Source organism: Agromyces capsici (assembly GCF_058349965.1).
The window spans coordinates 851378-863648 of the sequence record NZ_JBYRET010000001.1; the positions used below are offsets into that span (position 1 = coordinate 851378).

The window sequence follows — 12271 nt, forward strand, 5'->3', positions numbered from 1 at the left end:
GGGTGGGCACGATCGACGTCCACACGCACTACGTGCCGAGCGCCTGGCCCGACCTGCCCACGCACGTCGGGCCGGGCACCTGGCCGTCGTTGCGGGTCGACTCCGAACGAGACGCGATGATCATGCTCGGCGCGACCGAGTTCCGGCGCATCGGCCCCGACTGCTGGGATGCCGGGGCCCGCCTGGCGGACATGGACGCCGACGGCGTCGACATCCAGGTCGTCTCCCCCACGCCGGTGTTCTTCGCGTACGACAAGTCGGGAGACGACGCCGCGAAGGTCGCGCGGATCTTCAACGACCTCGCCCTGGAGATCTGCGAGCCGGCTCGCGATCGCCTGCTGCCGTTCGCGCAGGTGCCGCTGCAGGACCCCGACGCCGCCTGCGCCGAGGCCGATCGCGCCGTCGCGTCGGGCCACGTCGGGGTCGAGATCGGCAACCATGTCGGCGACCGCGACCTCGACCACGAGGGCATCGTCACGTTCCTGCAGCACTGCGCCGATCGCGGCATCCCGGTGTTCGTGCACCCGTGGGACATGGCCGGCTCCCCGCGCCTGGATCGCTGGATGGCGCGCTGGCTCACCGGCATGCCCGCCGAGACGCACCTGTCGATCATCGCGATGATCCTCGGCGGCGTCTTCGACCGGGTGCCGCCGACGCTGCGGATCGCCTTCGCCCACGGCGGAGGCTCCTTCGCCTTCTGGCTCGGCCGGTTCGAGAACGCCTGGCACCGACGTCCCGACCTGATCGGCGTGAGCGAGCGTCCGCCGTCGGGATACCTCGACCGGTTCAGCGTCGACTCGGTCGTCTTCGACCCGGCACCCCTCCGCGTCCTCGTCGACTCCCTCGGCGCCGGCCAGGTGATGGTGGGCAGCGACTACCCGTATCCGCTCGGCGAGCGTCCGGTCGGAGCGGTCGTCGAGCGGGCGGACTTCCTCACCGACGACGAGAAGGCCCTGATCCGACACGGCAACGCCCGCCGCTTCCTGGCGATCTGAGACCCGACCCCCACCGAAGGCAGCACACCATGACCGCAGAGACCGCCGTCACCCCCTCGATCGACCGCGCGATGTGCGCCGAACTGGACGCCGCCGACCCGCTGGCATCGTTCCGCGACCGCTTCGCGCTCCCGGAGGGCGTGATCTACCTGGACGGCAACTCGCTCGGCGCGCTGCCGAAGGCCACGGCCGGGCACGTGCAGCGCGTGATCGCCGACGAGTGGGGCACCGGGCTCATCCGAAGCTGGAACGATGCCGGGTGGTTCGCGAAGCCCGTCGCGCTCGGCGACCGGATCGCGCCGATCATCGGCGCCGCGGCCGGCGAGGTCGTGCTCGGCGACTCGACGTCGGCGAGCCTCTTCCAGGCGGCGGTTGCGGCGGTGAGGATGCGCCCCGGTCGTCGCGTGGTGGTCTCGGAGCGGGGCAGCTTCCCGACCGACCTCTACATGCTCGAGGCCGTGCAGGAGCTCCTCGGCGGCACGGACCCGCTGGAGCGTCGCCTCATCCACGACGACGGCCCCACGCTCGCCGAGGTACTCGACGAGGACGTCGCCGTCGTCGTCCTGACCCACGTCGACTACCGCACGGGCCGCATGCGCGACCTCGCCGAGGTCACCAGGCAGGTGCAGGACGCCGGCGCCCTGATGCTGTGGGACCTCTGCCACAGCGCGGGCGCCGTCCCCGTCGACCTGAACGCGGCGGGCGCGGACTTCGCGATCGGCTGCACGTACAAGTACCTCAACGGCGGCCCCGGGTCGCCGTCGTTCATCTGGGTCGCCGAGCGCCACCATGCGGCCGCAAGGCCCGCCCTCACCGGATGGCACGGCCACGCGCGCCCGTTCGACTTCGAGCTGGGCTACGCCCCGGCCGACGGGATCACCCGGTTCCGCGTCGGCACCCCCCAGCTGCTGTCGATGTCGGCGCTCGAGGCGAGCCTCGACATCTGGAGCGAAGTCGACCTCGCGCAGCTGCGGGAGAAGAGCCTGCGGCTCACCGAGCTCTTCATCTCGCTCGTCGACGCCCGGCTCGAACCGTGGGAGGTCGAGGTGGTCAGCCCGCGTCAGTCCGCCCGCCGTGGAAGCCAGGTGGCGCTGCGGGTCGAGGACGGGTTCGCGGTCATGCAGGCGCTCATCGAGCGCGGGGTGATCGGCGACTTCCGCGCGCCCGATCTCATGCGTTTCGGCTTCGCGCCGCTCTACGTCTCGCACGCCGACGTGTGGGACGCCGTCGACGCGCTCGAGGACATCCTCTCGACCGGGATCTGGCGCGAGCCGCGCTTCGCGCGCCGCGGCGCCGTCACCTGACCCCGGCCGCCGCGCGCCGGCTCACGGGATGTAGTCGACGTGCCCGTGGGGCGCGACATCCGCCCGGTAGCGCTCGACGAGGTCGCGCCACCCGAAGCCGTCACCGAACTCGTGCGTGTGCGCGGCCTCGATGAAGTGCCACAGCAGGTACGGGTGCGCACCCAGCGCGTAGAGCGCCTCGTGGTCGATCGTGGCGAACGCGTCCCGCTCGGCCTCGGTCAGCGACCGGTCGTCGGTCGGCCGTTCGGGGCCGCCGCCGCCCGCCAGCCAGGCGTCGACGAACGCAGCCGGGTCGGCGATGTACCGGGCGACGTCGGCGTCGCTCATCTCGACCGCGCGCATGAACTTGTCGATCATGTACTTCGTCATGACGGGTCCCTCCACATGAAGAACGGGCTCGACGCGAAGCGCGACTCGGTCGCCTCCGCAAGGTCGGCGGGGCGGCCGCCCATGGCGGCGAGCGCGGTGATGACGTTCACGTACTGGTAGGTCACGTTGCCGGCGGCCATGACGCGGTCGAAGCGGCATCCGGCGATCGCGCCCTCGAGGTCGCCGTCGCGCATCCAGGCCACAGCCTCGGCGTCGAAGGCGGGGTCGGGCGAGCCCGCGAACTGCTTCGGCCCGCCGACATCCGTCGCCATGTGGCCCGAGGTGATGAGCGCGACGCGCGCGTCGGAGCCCCAGGCCGCGATGGCATCACGCAGGTGCTCGCCGAGCACGGCGAACCGGCGCGGCGAGGGCAGCGGCGGCAGGGTCGCGTTGGTGTGGATCGGCACGATCGGCAGGTCGAGCTCGGGGCGGAGGTACTGCAGCGGGATCACGAACCCGTGGTCGAGCCGCCACTCGTGACTCACCGCGAAGTCGATCGCCTCGGGCAGCAGTTCGCGCCCGGCGATGCGCTCGGCGAGCTCGGGGTGGCCCTCGAGTTCGACGTACTCCATGCCGAACGTGCGCACCTCGTTCTCGTAGGTGCCGTGGTACCGCGCGGCCTTGCCGACGACGAACGCGGGCGCGTGGTCGAAGAAGAACTGGCGGATGTGGTCGGTGCCGACGACGACGAGCACCTCGACGCCGAGGTCGCGGATGGCGTCGCGGATGCGCGCGAAGTTCCCGGCGACGGCGACCAGGTCGTCGGGCATCGGGTCGCGCATGGCACGCCAGAGGAGCGGGTTGTGCGGCGTCGCGGCCGCGAGCACGAGTTTCGCCATGATCGACCCCGCCTCAGATCCCGAACAGCCCGCGGGCGTTGTCGAGGAGGATCTTCCGCCGCGACTCGTCCTTGAACGGCAGCTCGGCGAACTCGTCCATCCAGCGGTCGGCGGTCATCACGGGCCAGTCCGAACCGAACAGAACGCGGTCGGTGATGAGCGAGTCGGCGTAGCGCACGACCTCGGGCGGCAGGTACTTCGGCGCCCAGCCCGAGAGGTCGAGATACACGTTCGACTTGTGCCACACCATCGCGAGGTTCTCGAGGTGCCACGGCCAGGCCGGGTGCGCACTGATGATCTTCAGCTCGGGGAACTCGGCGGCCACATCGTCGAGGTAGGGGATCGGTCTGGCGTTCTCGAGCCGGTAGCCGCCGCCGCCCGGCGTCCCGGCGCCGGCGCCCGGGAAACCCGAGTGGAACATGACCACGAGCCCCAACTCGGCGCACGTCTCCCAGATGGGGAAGAAGCGCCGGTCGTTCGGCAGGAACTTCTGCCGCGACGCGTTGAGCTCGCCGACGCCGCGGATGCCGTACTCCGCGTGCATGCGCCGGATCTCGGCGATGGCGGCCTCGCCCTTCCACGGGTCGATGCCGGCGAACGCGAGGAACACGTCGGGGTGGTCGGCCTGCGCCCGACCGAGCAGGTCGTTCGGCGCGCCGGGGATGCCCGACGTCGTCTCGGAGTCGGAGTTCACGATCACGGCCATCATGCGCCGTTCGCGGTACTGGTCGGCCTGCTCGGCGAACGAGACCACCGGCCGCTCGCGCCCGAAGTGCTTCGCCATCTGCTGGTGCCGGTTGCCCATCGCGGCGAGGAACTCCTCGGTCTGCGGGTGCGTGTGCACGTCGATCGCGACGAGGTCGGTGCGGGTCATGCGGGGGTCCCTTCGGCGGTGGCGGATGCGACGGCGGCGGCGGATGCGACGGCGGTGACGGATGCCGCGGCGCGGGCGAGCACGTCGGCGTCGCCCTCGCCCAGCCGCGGCGCCGCCCGCAGCACCGGTCGCCCGCTGCCGTGGAACCGGGTGCTCGGCGCGGGCACGCGGAGCGGCGTTCCGTCGTGGCCGAGGATCTCCTCGACGAGTCCCATCGACGCGACCTGGGGGTCGTCGAACAGGTCGGCGACGGTGTTGAGCGGACCGTGGGGGATGTCGTGCGCGGCGAGCCGCTCGAGCCAGTGCTGCCGCGGCATCCGCGCGGTGATCGCCTTGAGCTCGGCGTCGAGCTCGTCGTAGTTGCGCACGCGCGCCTCGCGGGTGGCGAAGCGGGCATCGGCGGCGAGGTCGGGCCGCTCGAGCACGTCGAGCAGCCCGGTCCAGAACTTCTCGGGCACCGACATGTGGATGACGAACGCCTTCCCGTCGGAGCCGACGCACGCGTAGGCCTGCGCGCGACGGGGCCGGGAGTCGGGCCCGGCGACCTGCCCGGTCTCGAGGTAGGTCGAGGCGGCCTCGGTCAGGAAGTCGATGAGCGAGCCGACCATCGAGACGTCGACGTGCTCGCCCGCGCCGCGCGCCTCGCGCGCGTGCAACGCGGCCAGCACGGCCTGCGCCGCCGACATCCCGGAGAGCAGGTCGGAGAACGCCGGCCCGAGCGGGCGCAGCGTGTCGGCGGGCACGACCTGGCTGTACATCGCGCCGACCGCGGAGATGACGGTGTCGTAGGCGGGTCGCGCCGCGTACGGGCCCGCGGGTCCGAACCCGGTGATCGAGCAGGTGATGAGCCGCGGGTTGACGTCGTGCAGCACCTCGGGCCCGAAGCCGAGCCGGGCGGCGACGCCCGGTCGGAAGTTCTCGATGAGCACGTCGGCGTCGCGCGCGAGGGCGAGCAGGGCCGCGAGCCCGTCGACGGTCTTCAGGTCGAGCCGCACCGCGCGCTTGCCGCGGTTGTAGGCCGCGAACTGCGGGCTCATGGTGCCGCTGCCCTCCCAGCGCCGCATCGGGTCGCCATCCGGAGCCTCGACCTTGACGACCTCGGCGCCGAGGTCGGCGAGCAGCTTCGCGGCGTACGGCCCGGAGATGTACTGGCCGAGCTCGACGACGCGGATGCCGGCGAGCGGGCCGCCGCCCCCCTGCGTCGCTGAGCGACCGGATGGCGCGGGGCGTGAGCTCGTCGGGTCCGCCCCGCTCGGTGCTCGTTCCTGGGATTCAGCGGACATCGATGATCACCTTGCCTGGGGTCGTGGTCGGGAACTCGCGGTACGCGCGGCGCACGTCGTCGAGCGGATAGCGCACGCCGATGCGCGGTCGCACGGCACCGTCGCGCACGAGGTCGAGCGCCCGCCGCACGTGGTCGAGGTCGGCGCTCGCGACGCCGGCGAGGCGCTTGCGCGAGAGGTAGAAGTCGCGGGCGTCGATCAGGAGCCGCGTGTCGACGGATGCCGCGCAGAACGCCGCACGGCCGCCCCAGCCGAGTGCGTCGACCGCCTGGCCGAGCAGTGCGGCGCTGCCGCTCACGTCGACGACCGCGTCGAAGCGTGCGGCGTCGAGCCCGTTCACGGCGGCCGCGCGCTCGAGCGCGCCCGCCAGGTCGGCGCCGGGACCGGTCGCGACGACGTGCACGCCGTCGGGTGCGTCGTCGAGCGGATTCCGCGTCGCGGCGGTCACGTCGGCGCCGAGGTGCACGCCGTACTCGACGGCGGCACGCCCGAGCGTTCCGCCGGCGCCGGTGACGAGCAGCCGCTCCCCGGCGCGGACGCCTGCGGCGTCGAACGCGTTGAGCACGATCGGCAGGCTGTGCACCGCCGCGGTCGCGGTTGCGGCATCCAGGTCGGAGCGATCGAAGGCGACCTCGGCGGGCACGACCGCGTACTCGGCAGCCCCGCCATCGCGATGCACGCCGACGACCGACTGGGCGGGGCACTCCGACTCGCGGCCGGCACGGCACGCGGCGCAACGGCCGCACGGGATGTTCGGCTTGACGACGACCCGCTCGCCGATGCGCGCCCGGTCGACCCCTGGGCCCACGTCGACGATCTCCCCGGCCGGGTCGATGCCGAGCACACGGGGAAGTTTCGCCGCGGCGCCGGGGCCCCGGCCGGCAATGACGTTGAGGTCGAGCTGGTTGACGCCGACCGTCTCGACGCGGATCAGCACCTCGCCGGCGCCGGGCGCGGGCACGGCGACACGTGCGACGTCCAATCCATCGAGGCCATGGGCCTGGAGGAGGGCTGCGCGCACGGTTCGCCTCGATTCCGTTCGGTCGCGGCATCCGTGCCGCTTCTTGGATACCGTATCCAAAAATGCACCCATACGTCCAGACCCGGGTCTCGAGATTCATCGTCCCCCGAACCCCGTTCGCAGAAAAGCATGGACAGTCGCTCACATTTTGGATACCGTATCCACCAATTCGCGAGAGGCTCCGCTCTCCGCGGGACGCCGACCGCGAGTCCACCCGCCAAGAATGGAGAGTCATGCGCAGATCCATCCCCCGCTCCGGCCTCGCAGCGGCCGCCGGACTGGCAGTGTTCGCACTGCTCACCGGATGCGCCACCGCGGGCGACGCCGCCGGAGGCAGCGACAGCGAACCCGTCGAGCTCGCCGACGGCGAGCCCGGCGAGCCCGAGGACACCGACATCACGGTGGCCATCCCCTTCCCCGACATCACGATGTACTCGATGTACGTGCTGGCGACCGACCTCGGCTACTACGAGGAGGAGGGCCTCACCGTCGAGGTCATCACCGCCGACAACGTCACCGCTGCCGTGGCATCCGGGAGCGCCGACATCGGCGTCGAGTCGACCGGTACGGTCATCGAGGCGATCCGCGGCGGCGTCGAGGTCGACCTGGTCTCGGGCCACTACTGCCGGCAGAACTTCGACTTCGCCGTGCAGCCCGAGATCGAGTCCGTCGAAGACCTCGAGGGCACCGCGATCGTGCTCGCGGGCACGCCCGGCGACCCGGCCGAGTTCCAGCGGGCCCGCGTGCTCGCCGAGGAGGGCTGGGACCTCGAGGGCGTGAACGTCGAGGTCGTCTACCCCGGCCCCGGGTCGGAGTCGTGGACCGAGTTCTTCGTGAACGACCGCATCACCCTGCAGCCGTTCTACGGCGACGACCGTCCGGCGCTCGAGGAGGCGGGGGCGGAGTTCCCCGTCGAGGCCCTGCGCAACTGGGCGAACGACGTCATGGTCGCCGGCTCCGGCTACGTCGAGGAGAACCCGAACACGCTCGTGCGGTTCCTGCGGGCGACGCTCAAGGCGGTCGGGTTCATGACCGCCCCGGCGCCGGGCGAGTTCCCCGAGAACGTCGACGAGGTCCTCGACATCTACGAGGCGAACGACTTCGACGTCTCGGGCCTCCGCGGCTCCGACAGCGTCTGGGTCCTCGACGGACACCTCGCGTGCCAGAACCTCTACTTCGACACCGAGGCCTGGGACACCACGGTCGAGACGCAGGAACTCGACCCGATCGAGTTCGACACCGCGCAGCTCGTCTACCTCGAGAAGGCGCAGGAGCTCCTCGGCCTCGACAACTCCGGACCGGAGACGCTCCCCTACCCCTGACCCGGTCCCCCCGCACGATCGACGGGCCCTCGCCGCAGCGCATGACGGCGGGGGCCCGTCGCGTGCGCAGGAAGAGGAGGGTCGAGAAGTCGAAGATGGCTGGCTGCACGTGCCATCCGCGACTTCTCGATGAGCGACCCGCGCGAGGCTTCCCGATCGCCGTCGGCAGCGAGTGGAGGCGCATGCGCGAGCACGAGCAGCCGGCCCCCGTCATCGCGCATGAGACGGGGGCCGGCGGTCTGGGGGCGGGCGAGCGGATGCGGCGTCAGCCGCTGGGGGCGGCGGCCGACGCCGCGGCATCCGCTCGAGTGGGCACCGCCGCGATCGCCTCGATCTCGAAGCGGTACTCGGGCGAGGCGAAGCCCGCGACCTGCACGAGCGTCGAGACCGGGAAGTCGTGCGTGAAGTAGCGAGCCCGGATCTCGCGCACGTCGTCGCGCACGAGCCGGAAGTCGTCGCGGACGAACACGTTGACCTTGACGACGTCGGCCGGCGTCGCGCTCGCGGCATCCAGCACCGCGGCGAGGTTCGCGAAGGCGAGCTCGACCTGCTCGCGCGCACCGTCGGGCATCGTGCCATCCGCTCGCATGCCGACGATGCCGCTCACGAAGACGAGGTCGCCGCCCGAGACGCGGATGGCCTGGCTGAAGTCCGCCGTCGGCGGGTAGACCCCGACGGGCTCGACGATCTGCTTGTGCACGCGCGCCCTCCTACGTCGCCCCGACGATCTTGCGGTCGTCGTACCAGGGCGCGAGTCGGCGACGCAGCGTCGAGATCAGCCAGAGGGTGAGGTTCGCGATGATCACCATGACGATCACCATCGCGATGGCCTCCGCCATCATGAACTGGTACGCCGCGTACTCGAGCAGGTGCCCCAGCCCCCCGGTGCCGCCGAGGAACTCGCCCAGCACCTCACCCGTGAACGCCAGTGCGGCACCGCGCTGGATGCCCGACAGGCTGTACGGCAGGGTGGCCGGGAAGATGACCTTCCAGCCGAGCGCGATGCCGTTCACGCCGAACACGCGCCCCGCGTTCACGAGCGACGGACTCACCGTGACCGCGCCCTCCATCGTGTTCAGGATGATCGGGAACACCGCGAGCAGGAACACCAGCGCGATCTTCGACTCGTTGCCGAGCCCGAGGACCAGGATGAACAACGGCGCGAGCGCGACCTTGGGCGTCGAGTACAGCAGCCACAGGAACGGCGCGACCGTGAACCGGAGCACGGGCGACCAGCCGACCGCGAGCCCGACGACCACCCCGACGACGATCGCCATCGCGAGGCCGATGAGCACGTTGGTCATGCTGTAGGCGAACGCCGCCCAGAACTCCGGTTCGCCGAGCAGGCGGACGAACGCGACGATGATCTCCGACGGCGGCGGCAGGAACGCGGCCGGCACGAGCTGCAGCCAGCTGACCGCCGCCTCCCAGACGAGCAGGATGCCGACCACCACCGCGAACAGCAGCAGCCCCCACTTGGCCTCGCCGCCACGCACCACGCGCCGCGGGCGCACGATCCGGTTGGTGCCGGTCGCTGACGTGACGGTCATCGGCGGCCCTTCCTCGTCCACGGGGCGACCCAGCGTTCGACGAGGGTCACCACCTGGGTCATGCCGATGCTCCACACCACGACGACGGCGATCGCCGCGAACGCCTGGTCGGTCTGGTACGTGTTCGCCGAGCGGATGATGAGTGCGCCCATGCCCGACGACGAGCCGGCCATCTCGGCCACGACCATGCCGATGGTCGCGAGCACGACGGCCTGCCGCAGACCGGCGAACAGGAACGGCACCGTCGACGGCAGGTACACCGAGCGGTACAGCTCGAGGCGACTCGCCCCGTACACCCGGCCGGCGCGGATGATCGACGGATTCGTGGTGCGCATGCCCGCGGCGATGTTCAGCAGGATCGGGAACAGCGCGCTGATGGTCACCAGGAAGATCACCGGGCCGATGCCGAACCCGAACCACGCCTTCGCGAGCGGCTGGTAGGCGATCGTCGGCGTCGCGTAGATGGTCCACGCGATGGGGCCCACGATCCGGTCGACCGGCAGCACCGACCCCATGAGCAGGCCGACGGGGATCCCGATGACGACGGCGATCGCGAAGCCCGTGAGCCACGCCTGGATCGACACCGCCAGGTTGGCGGCGAGCGCACCGCTCTGCAGGAGTTCGAGGAACCCCTGCCAGACCGCCGACGGCGGAGGGAAGAACACCGGGTTGATCCACCCGAACACCCCGACGACGAGCTCCCAGACGACGAGCATCACGACGACCTCGCCGGCGAGGACCAGCGCCTTGCCGCGCGCGCTCAGCCCGGCGAGCCACGCTCCGATGCCGCCCCGGCCGAGGTTCGGCCCCGCCGCGAGGAACGTGCTCATTTCGAGACCGCCGCTGCCGTCGCCTCGCCCTGCAGCGCGTCCCACAGGTGGTCGCGCAGCTCGAGGAAGCGCGGGTCGCTCTGGACGCTGCGCTCGGAACGCGGACGCTCGAGGCCGGTCACGATGACCTCCTTGATCGCGCCCGGATGACTCTTGAACACCACGATCCGGTCGCCGAGCAGGATCGCCTCCTCGATCGAGTGCGTGATGAAGAGCACCGTCTTGCCGGTCGCGGCGATGAGCTTCTCGATCTCCTCGCGCATGACCTCGCGGGTGAGCGCGTCCACCGCGCCGAGCGGCTCGTCCATCAGCAGGATCCGGGGCTGCGCCACGATCGCCCGCGCCAAGCCGACGCGCTGCTGCATGCCGCCCGAGAGTTCGCGGGGGTACGAGTGTTCGAAGCCGGCGAGCCCGACGAGCTCGATCGCCTCCTGCACGCGGTCGCGCCATCCGCTGCCCTTCAACGCCTTCTGCATCTCGAGGCCGAACCTCACGTTGTCGAACACCGTGCGCCACGGCAGCAGCGCGTAGTCCTGGAACACGACCGCCCGATCGGGGCCGGGGCCCGTGACCGGCTGACCGGCCACGAGCACCTGCCCCGAGGTGGGCTTCACGAGCCCCGCGATGACGTTCATGAAGGTCGTCTTGCCGCAGCCCGACGGGCCGAGCACGGTCACGAACTCGCCCTCGCGCACGTCGAGGTCGACGCCCTCGATGGCCACGAGCTTCGTGCCCGTGCGGGCCACGTCGTAGCTCACGGTCAGGTCGCGCACCGAGATCAGCGGGGCAGCGGATGCCTCGCCTTCGGCACCCTCGGCCGGTTCGGTCGTCGTCATCGCAGTCCCCTCTTCCACGCTCACGGGAGCCCCGTTGCTCACGTCAGTGCCGGTTCGGCGGCGTGCTCCCGCATCTTGGGCAGCACCTCGGTGCCGAGCAGCTCGATCTGCTCGAAGAAGCGGTCGAACTTGAACCGGAAGTCGAAGACCAGGTGCTCGGTGCCGACGGCCTCGAACTTCTTGAGTTCCTGCACGGCCTCGTCGGGGTCGCCGACGATGAGCTGGCCCTCCAGGTCCTCGACGGTCTCGAACCTACCCGAGGGCGGCATGACCGCGAACTTCGCCTTGTTCGCCCAGGCGAGCAGGCCCGGGATGTTCACGTGCTTCAGCGCCTCCTCGCGGGTCTCCTCGATCGAGGTGGGCGGGATGACGGCGATGGTCGGCATCGGGCGGCCGGAGGCATCCGTCATCTGGCGCATCGTCGCGATGCGCTTCTCCATGGTCCGCAGTGAGATGCGTCCCGGCATCCAGCCGTCGGCGTACTCGGCCGCGAGGCGCGCCGATCGTGGCGTCGCGCCGCAGTACCAGAACGGGATGCGGCCGCCGACCGGCTTCGGCTCGATCGTGACGTCCTCGAAGGAGAAGACGCCGTCGTCGTAGGTGACGTCGTTCTCGGTGAAGACGCGCTTGAGGATCTCGGCGTTCGAGCGGACGAGTTCGACGCGATCGAGGTCGCCCCAGCCGACCGCCTCGAACTCGTGGTCGAAGGTGCCGGCGCCGAAGCCGAGGATGAGTCGCGGGCCGACCAGCTGGGTCATGGTGCCGGCCATGAGCGCGGTGATGAGCGGGTGCCGGAACGGGATGAGCGACCCGGTGCCGAGCTCGATGCGCTCCGTGACCGCACCGATCGCGGTGAGCGTCGTCATCGCGTCGTAGAACGTGCGGTTCGGCTTCTCCATCTCGCCGTGCGGCTCGAACACGAGGTGATCGCGCACCCACACCGAGTCGAAGCCCATCTGCTCGGCGAGCTTGGAGCCCTCGAGCAGCTTCTCGCGGCTGGCTTCCTCGCCGAAGTGGGGCAGCAGCAGTCCGAACTTCATCGCCATGG

General features: G+C 71.0%; 13 protein-coding genes. 3 read left to right on the top strand and 10 right to left on the bottom strand.

Annotated features, from left to right (window positions below):
- Window positions 1-2 precede the first annotated feature (2 nt).
- Together AC3RKB_RS04200 and kynU are read left to right on the top strand one after the other, a co-directional pair.
- Complete coding sequence (locus tag AC3RKB_RS04200) at window positions 3-995, top strand: amidohydrolase family protein (RefSeq protein ID WP_491434723.1); 993 nt, start codon at window positions 3-5, stop codon at window positions 993-995.
- Window positions 996-1024: 29 nt separating this feature from the next.
- A complete protein-coding gene (gene kynU / locus AC3RKB_RS04205) occupies window positions 1025-2299 on the top strand; it encodes a kynureninase (RefSeq protein WP_491434724.1) in 1275 nt (424 codons plus the stop codon).
- 21 nt (window positions 2300-2320) lie between these two features.
- Here kynU and AC3RKB_RS04210 read toward each other — a convergent pair whose 3' ends face one another.
- Genes AC3RKB_RS04210 through AC3RKB_RS04230 form a run of 5 tightly spaced genes read right to left on the bottom strand, consistent with a single transcriptional unit; the run spans window position 2321 to window position 6646 of the window.
- Window positions 2321-2668, bottom strand: coding sequence for a hypothetical protein (locus tag AC3RKB_RS04210; RefSeq protein ID WP_491434725.1), 348 nt, complete (start codon window positions 2666-2668; stop codon window positions 2321-2323).
- Complete coding sequence (locus tag AC3RKB_RS04215; RefSeq protein ID WP_491434726.1) at window positions 2665-3507, bottom strand: DODA-type extradiol aromatic ring-opening family dioxygenase; 843 nt, start codon at window positions 3505-3507, stop codon at window positions 2665-2667. Before AC3RKB_RS04215 ends, AC3RKB_RS04210 begins: the two co-directional genes overlap by 4 nt.
- A gap of 13 nt (window positions 3508-3520) precedes the next feature.
- Window positions 3521-4381 carry an amidohydrolase family protein gene (locus tag AC3RKB_RS04220; RefSeq protein ID WP_491434727.1) on the bottom strand — a complete coding sequence of 287 codons (861 nt, stop codon included), beginning with the start codon at window positions 4379-4381 and terminating at the stop codon, window positions 3521-3523.
- Window positions 4378-5664 (bottom strand): CaiB/BaiF CoA transferase family protein, encoded by a 1287-nt coding sequence (locus AC3RKB_RS04225; protein ID WP_491434728.1) that lies wholly within the window; start codon window positions 5662-5664, stop codon window positions 4378-4380. Before AC3RKB_RS04225 ends, AC3RKB_RS04220 begins: the two co-directional genes overlap by 4 nt.
- Window positions 5654-6646 (bottom strand): alcohol dehydrogenase catalytic domain-containing protein, encoded by a 993-nt coding sequence (locus tag AC3RKB_RS04230; RefSeq protein ID WP_491434729.1) that lies wholly within the window; start codon window positions 6644-6646, stop codon window positions 5654-5656. The genes AC3RKB_RS04225 and AC3RKB_RS04230 overlap by 11 nt, the downstream gene beginning before the upstream one ends.
- Window positions 6647-6918: 272 nt before the next feature.
- Between AC3RKB_RS04230 and AC3RKB_RS04235 the strand changes: the two genes are divergently transcribed.
- The gene (locus tag AC3RKB_RS04235; RefSeq protein ID WP_491434730.1) at window positions 6919-8007 is read left to right on the top strand and encodes an ABC transporter substrate-binding protein; all 1089 of its coding nucleotides are present in this window, start codon (window positions 6919-6921) and stop codon (window positions 8005-8007) included.
- Between the two features lie 265 nt (window positions 8008-8272).
- Here AC3RKB_RS04235 and AC3RKB_RS04240 read toward each other — a convergent pair whose 3' ends face one another.
- The 5 genes from AC3RKB_RS04240 to AC3RKB_RS04260 are packed head-to-tail and all read right to left on the bottom strand — an operon-like array spanning window position 8273 to window position 12269.
- Window positions 8273-8707: a RidA family protein gene (locus AC3RKB_RS04240; protein ID WP_491434731.1), complete on the bottom strand. Its 435-nt coding sequence runs from the start codon at window positions 8705-8707 to the stop codon at window positions 8273-8275.
- Between the two features lie 10 nt (window positions 8708-8717).
- On the bottom strand, window positions 8718-9557 hold the full coding sequence (locus tag AC3RKB_RS04245) for an ABC transporter permease (RefSeq protein ID WP_491434732.1): 840 nt from the start codon (window positions 9555-9557) through the stop codon (window positions 8718-8720).
- The gene (locus tag AC3RKB_RS04250) at window positions 9554-10387 is read right to left on the bottom strand and encodes an ABC transporter permease (RefSeq protein WP_491434733.1); all 834 of its coding nucleotides are present in this window, start codon (window positions 10385-10387) and stop codon (window positions 9554-9556) included. Before AC3RKB_RS04250 ends, AC3RKB_RS04245 begins: the two co-directional genes overlap by 4 nt.
- The gene (locus tag AC3RKB_RS04255; RefSeq protein WP_491434734.1) at window positions 10384-11223 is read right to left on the bottom strand and encodes an ABC transporter ATP-binding protein; all 840 of its coding nucleotides are present in this window, start codon (window positions 11221-11223) and stop codon (window positions 10384-10386) included. Before AC3RKB_RS04255 ends, AC3RKB_RS04250 begins: the two co-directional genes overlap by 4 nt.
- Window positions 11224-11261: 38 nt before the next feature.
- On the bottom strand, window positions 11262-12269 hold the full coding sequence (locus AC3RKB_RS04260; RefSeq protein WP_491434735.1) for an LLM class flavin-dependent oxidoreductase: 1008 nt from the start codon (window positions 12267-12269) through the stop codon (window positions 11262-11264).
- Between the last annotated feature and the right edge of the window lie 2 nt (window positions 12270-12271).

Coding starts and splice junctions, on each gene's coding strand:
- AC3RKB_RS04210 (WP_491434725.1), bottom strand. CDS start 2,668: ATGACGAAGTACATGATCGACAAGTTCATGCGCGCGGTCGAGATGAGC.
- AC3RKB_RS04260 (WP_491434735.1), bottom strand. CDS start 12,269: ATGGCGATGAAGTTCGGACTGCTGCTGCCCCACTTCGGCGAGGAAGCC.
- AC3RKB_RS04255 (WP_491434734.1), bottom strand. CDS start 11,223: ATGACGACGACCGAACCGGCCGAGGGTGCCGAAGGCGAGGCATCCGCT.
- AC3RKB_RS04235 (WP_491434730.1), top strand. CDS start 6,919: ATGCGCAGATCCATCCCCCGCTCCGGCCTCGCAGCGGCCGCCGGACTG.
- AC3RKB_RS04245 (WP_491434732.1), bottom strand. CDS start 9,557: ATGACCGTCACGTCAGCGACCGGCACCAACCGGATCGTGCGCCCGCGG.
- AC3RKB_RS04220 (WP_491434727.1), bottom strand. CDS start 4,381: ATGACCCGCACCGACCTCGTCGCGATCGACGTGCACACGCACCCGCAG.
- AC3RKB_RS04215 (WP_491434726.1), bottom strand. CDS start 3,507: ATGGCGAAACTCGTGCTCGCGGCCGCGACGCCGCACAACCCGCTCCTC.
- AC3RKB_RS04225 (WP_491434728.1), bottom strand. CDS start 5,664: ATGTCCGCTGAATCCCAGGAACGAGCACCGAGCGGGGCGGACCCGACG.
- kynU (WP_491434724.1), top strand. CDS start 1,025: ATGACCGCAGAGACCGCCGTCACCCCCTCGATCGACCGCGCGATGTGC.
- AC3RKB_RS04250 (WP_491434733.1), bottom strand. CDS start 10,387: ATGAGCACGTTCCTCGCGGCGGGGCCGAACCTCGGCCGGGGCGGCATC.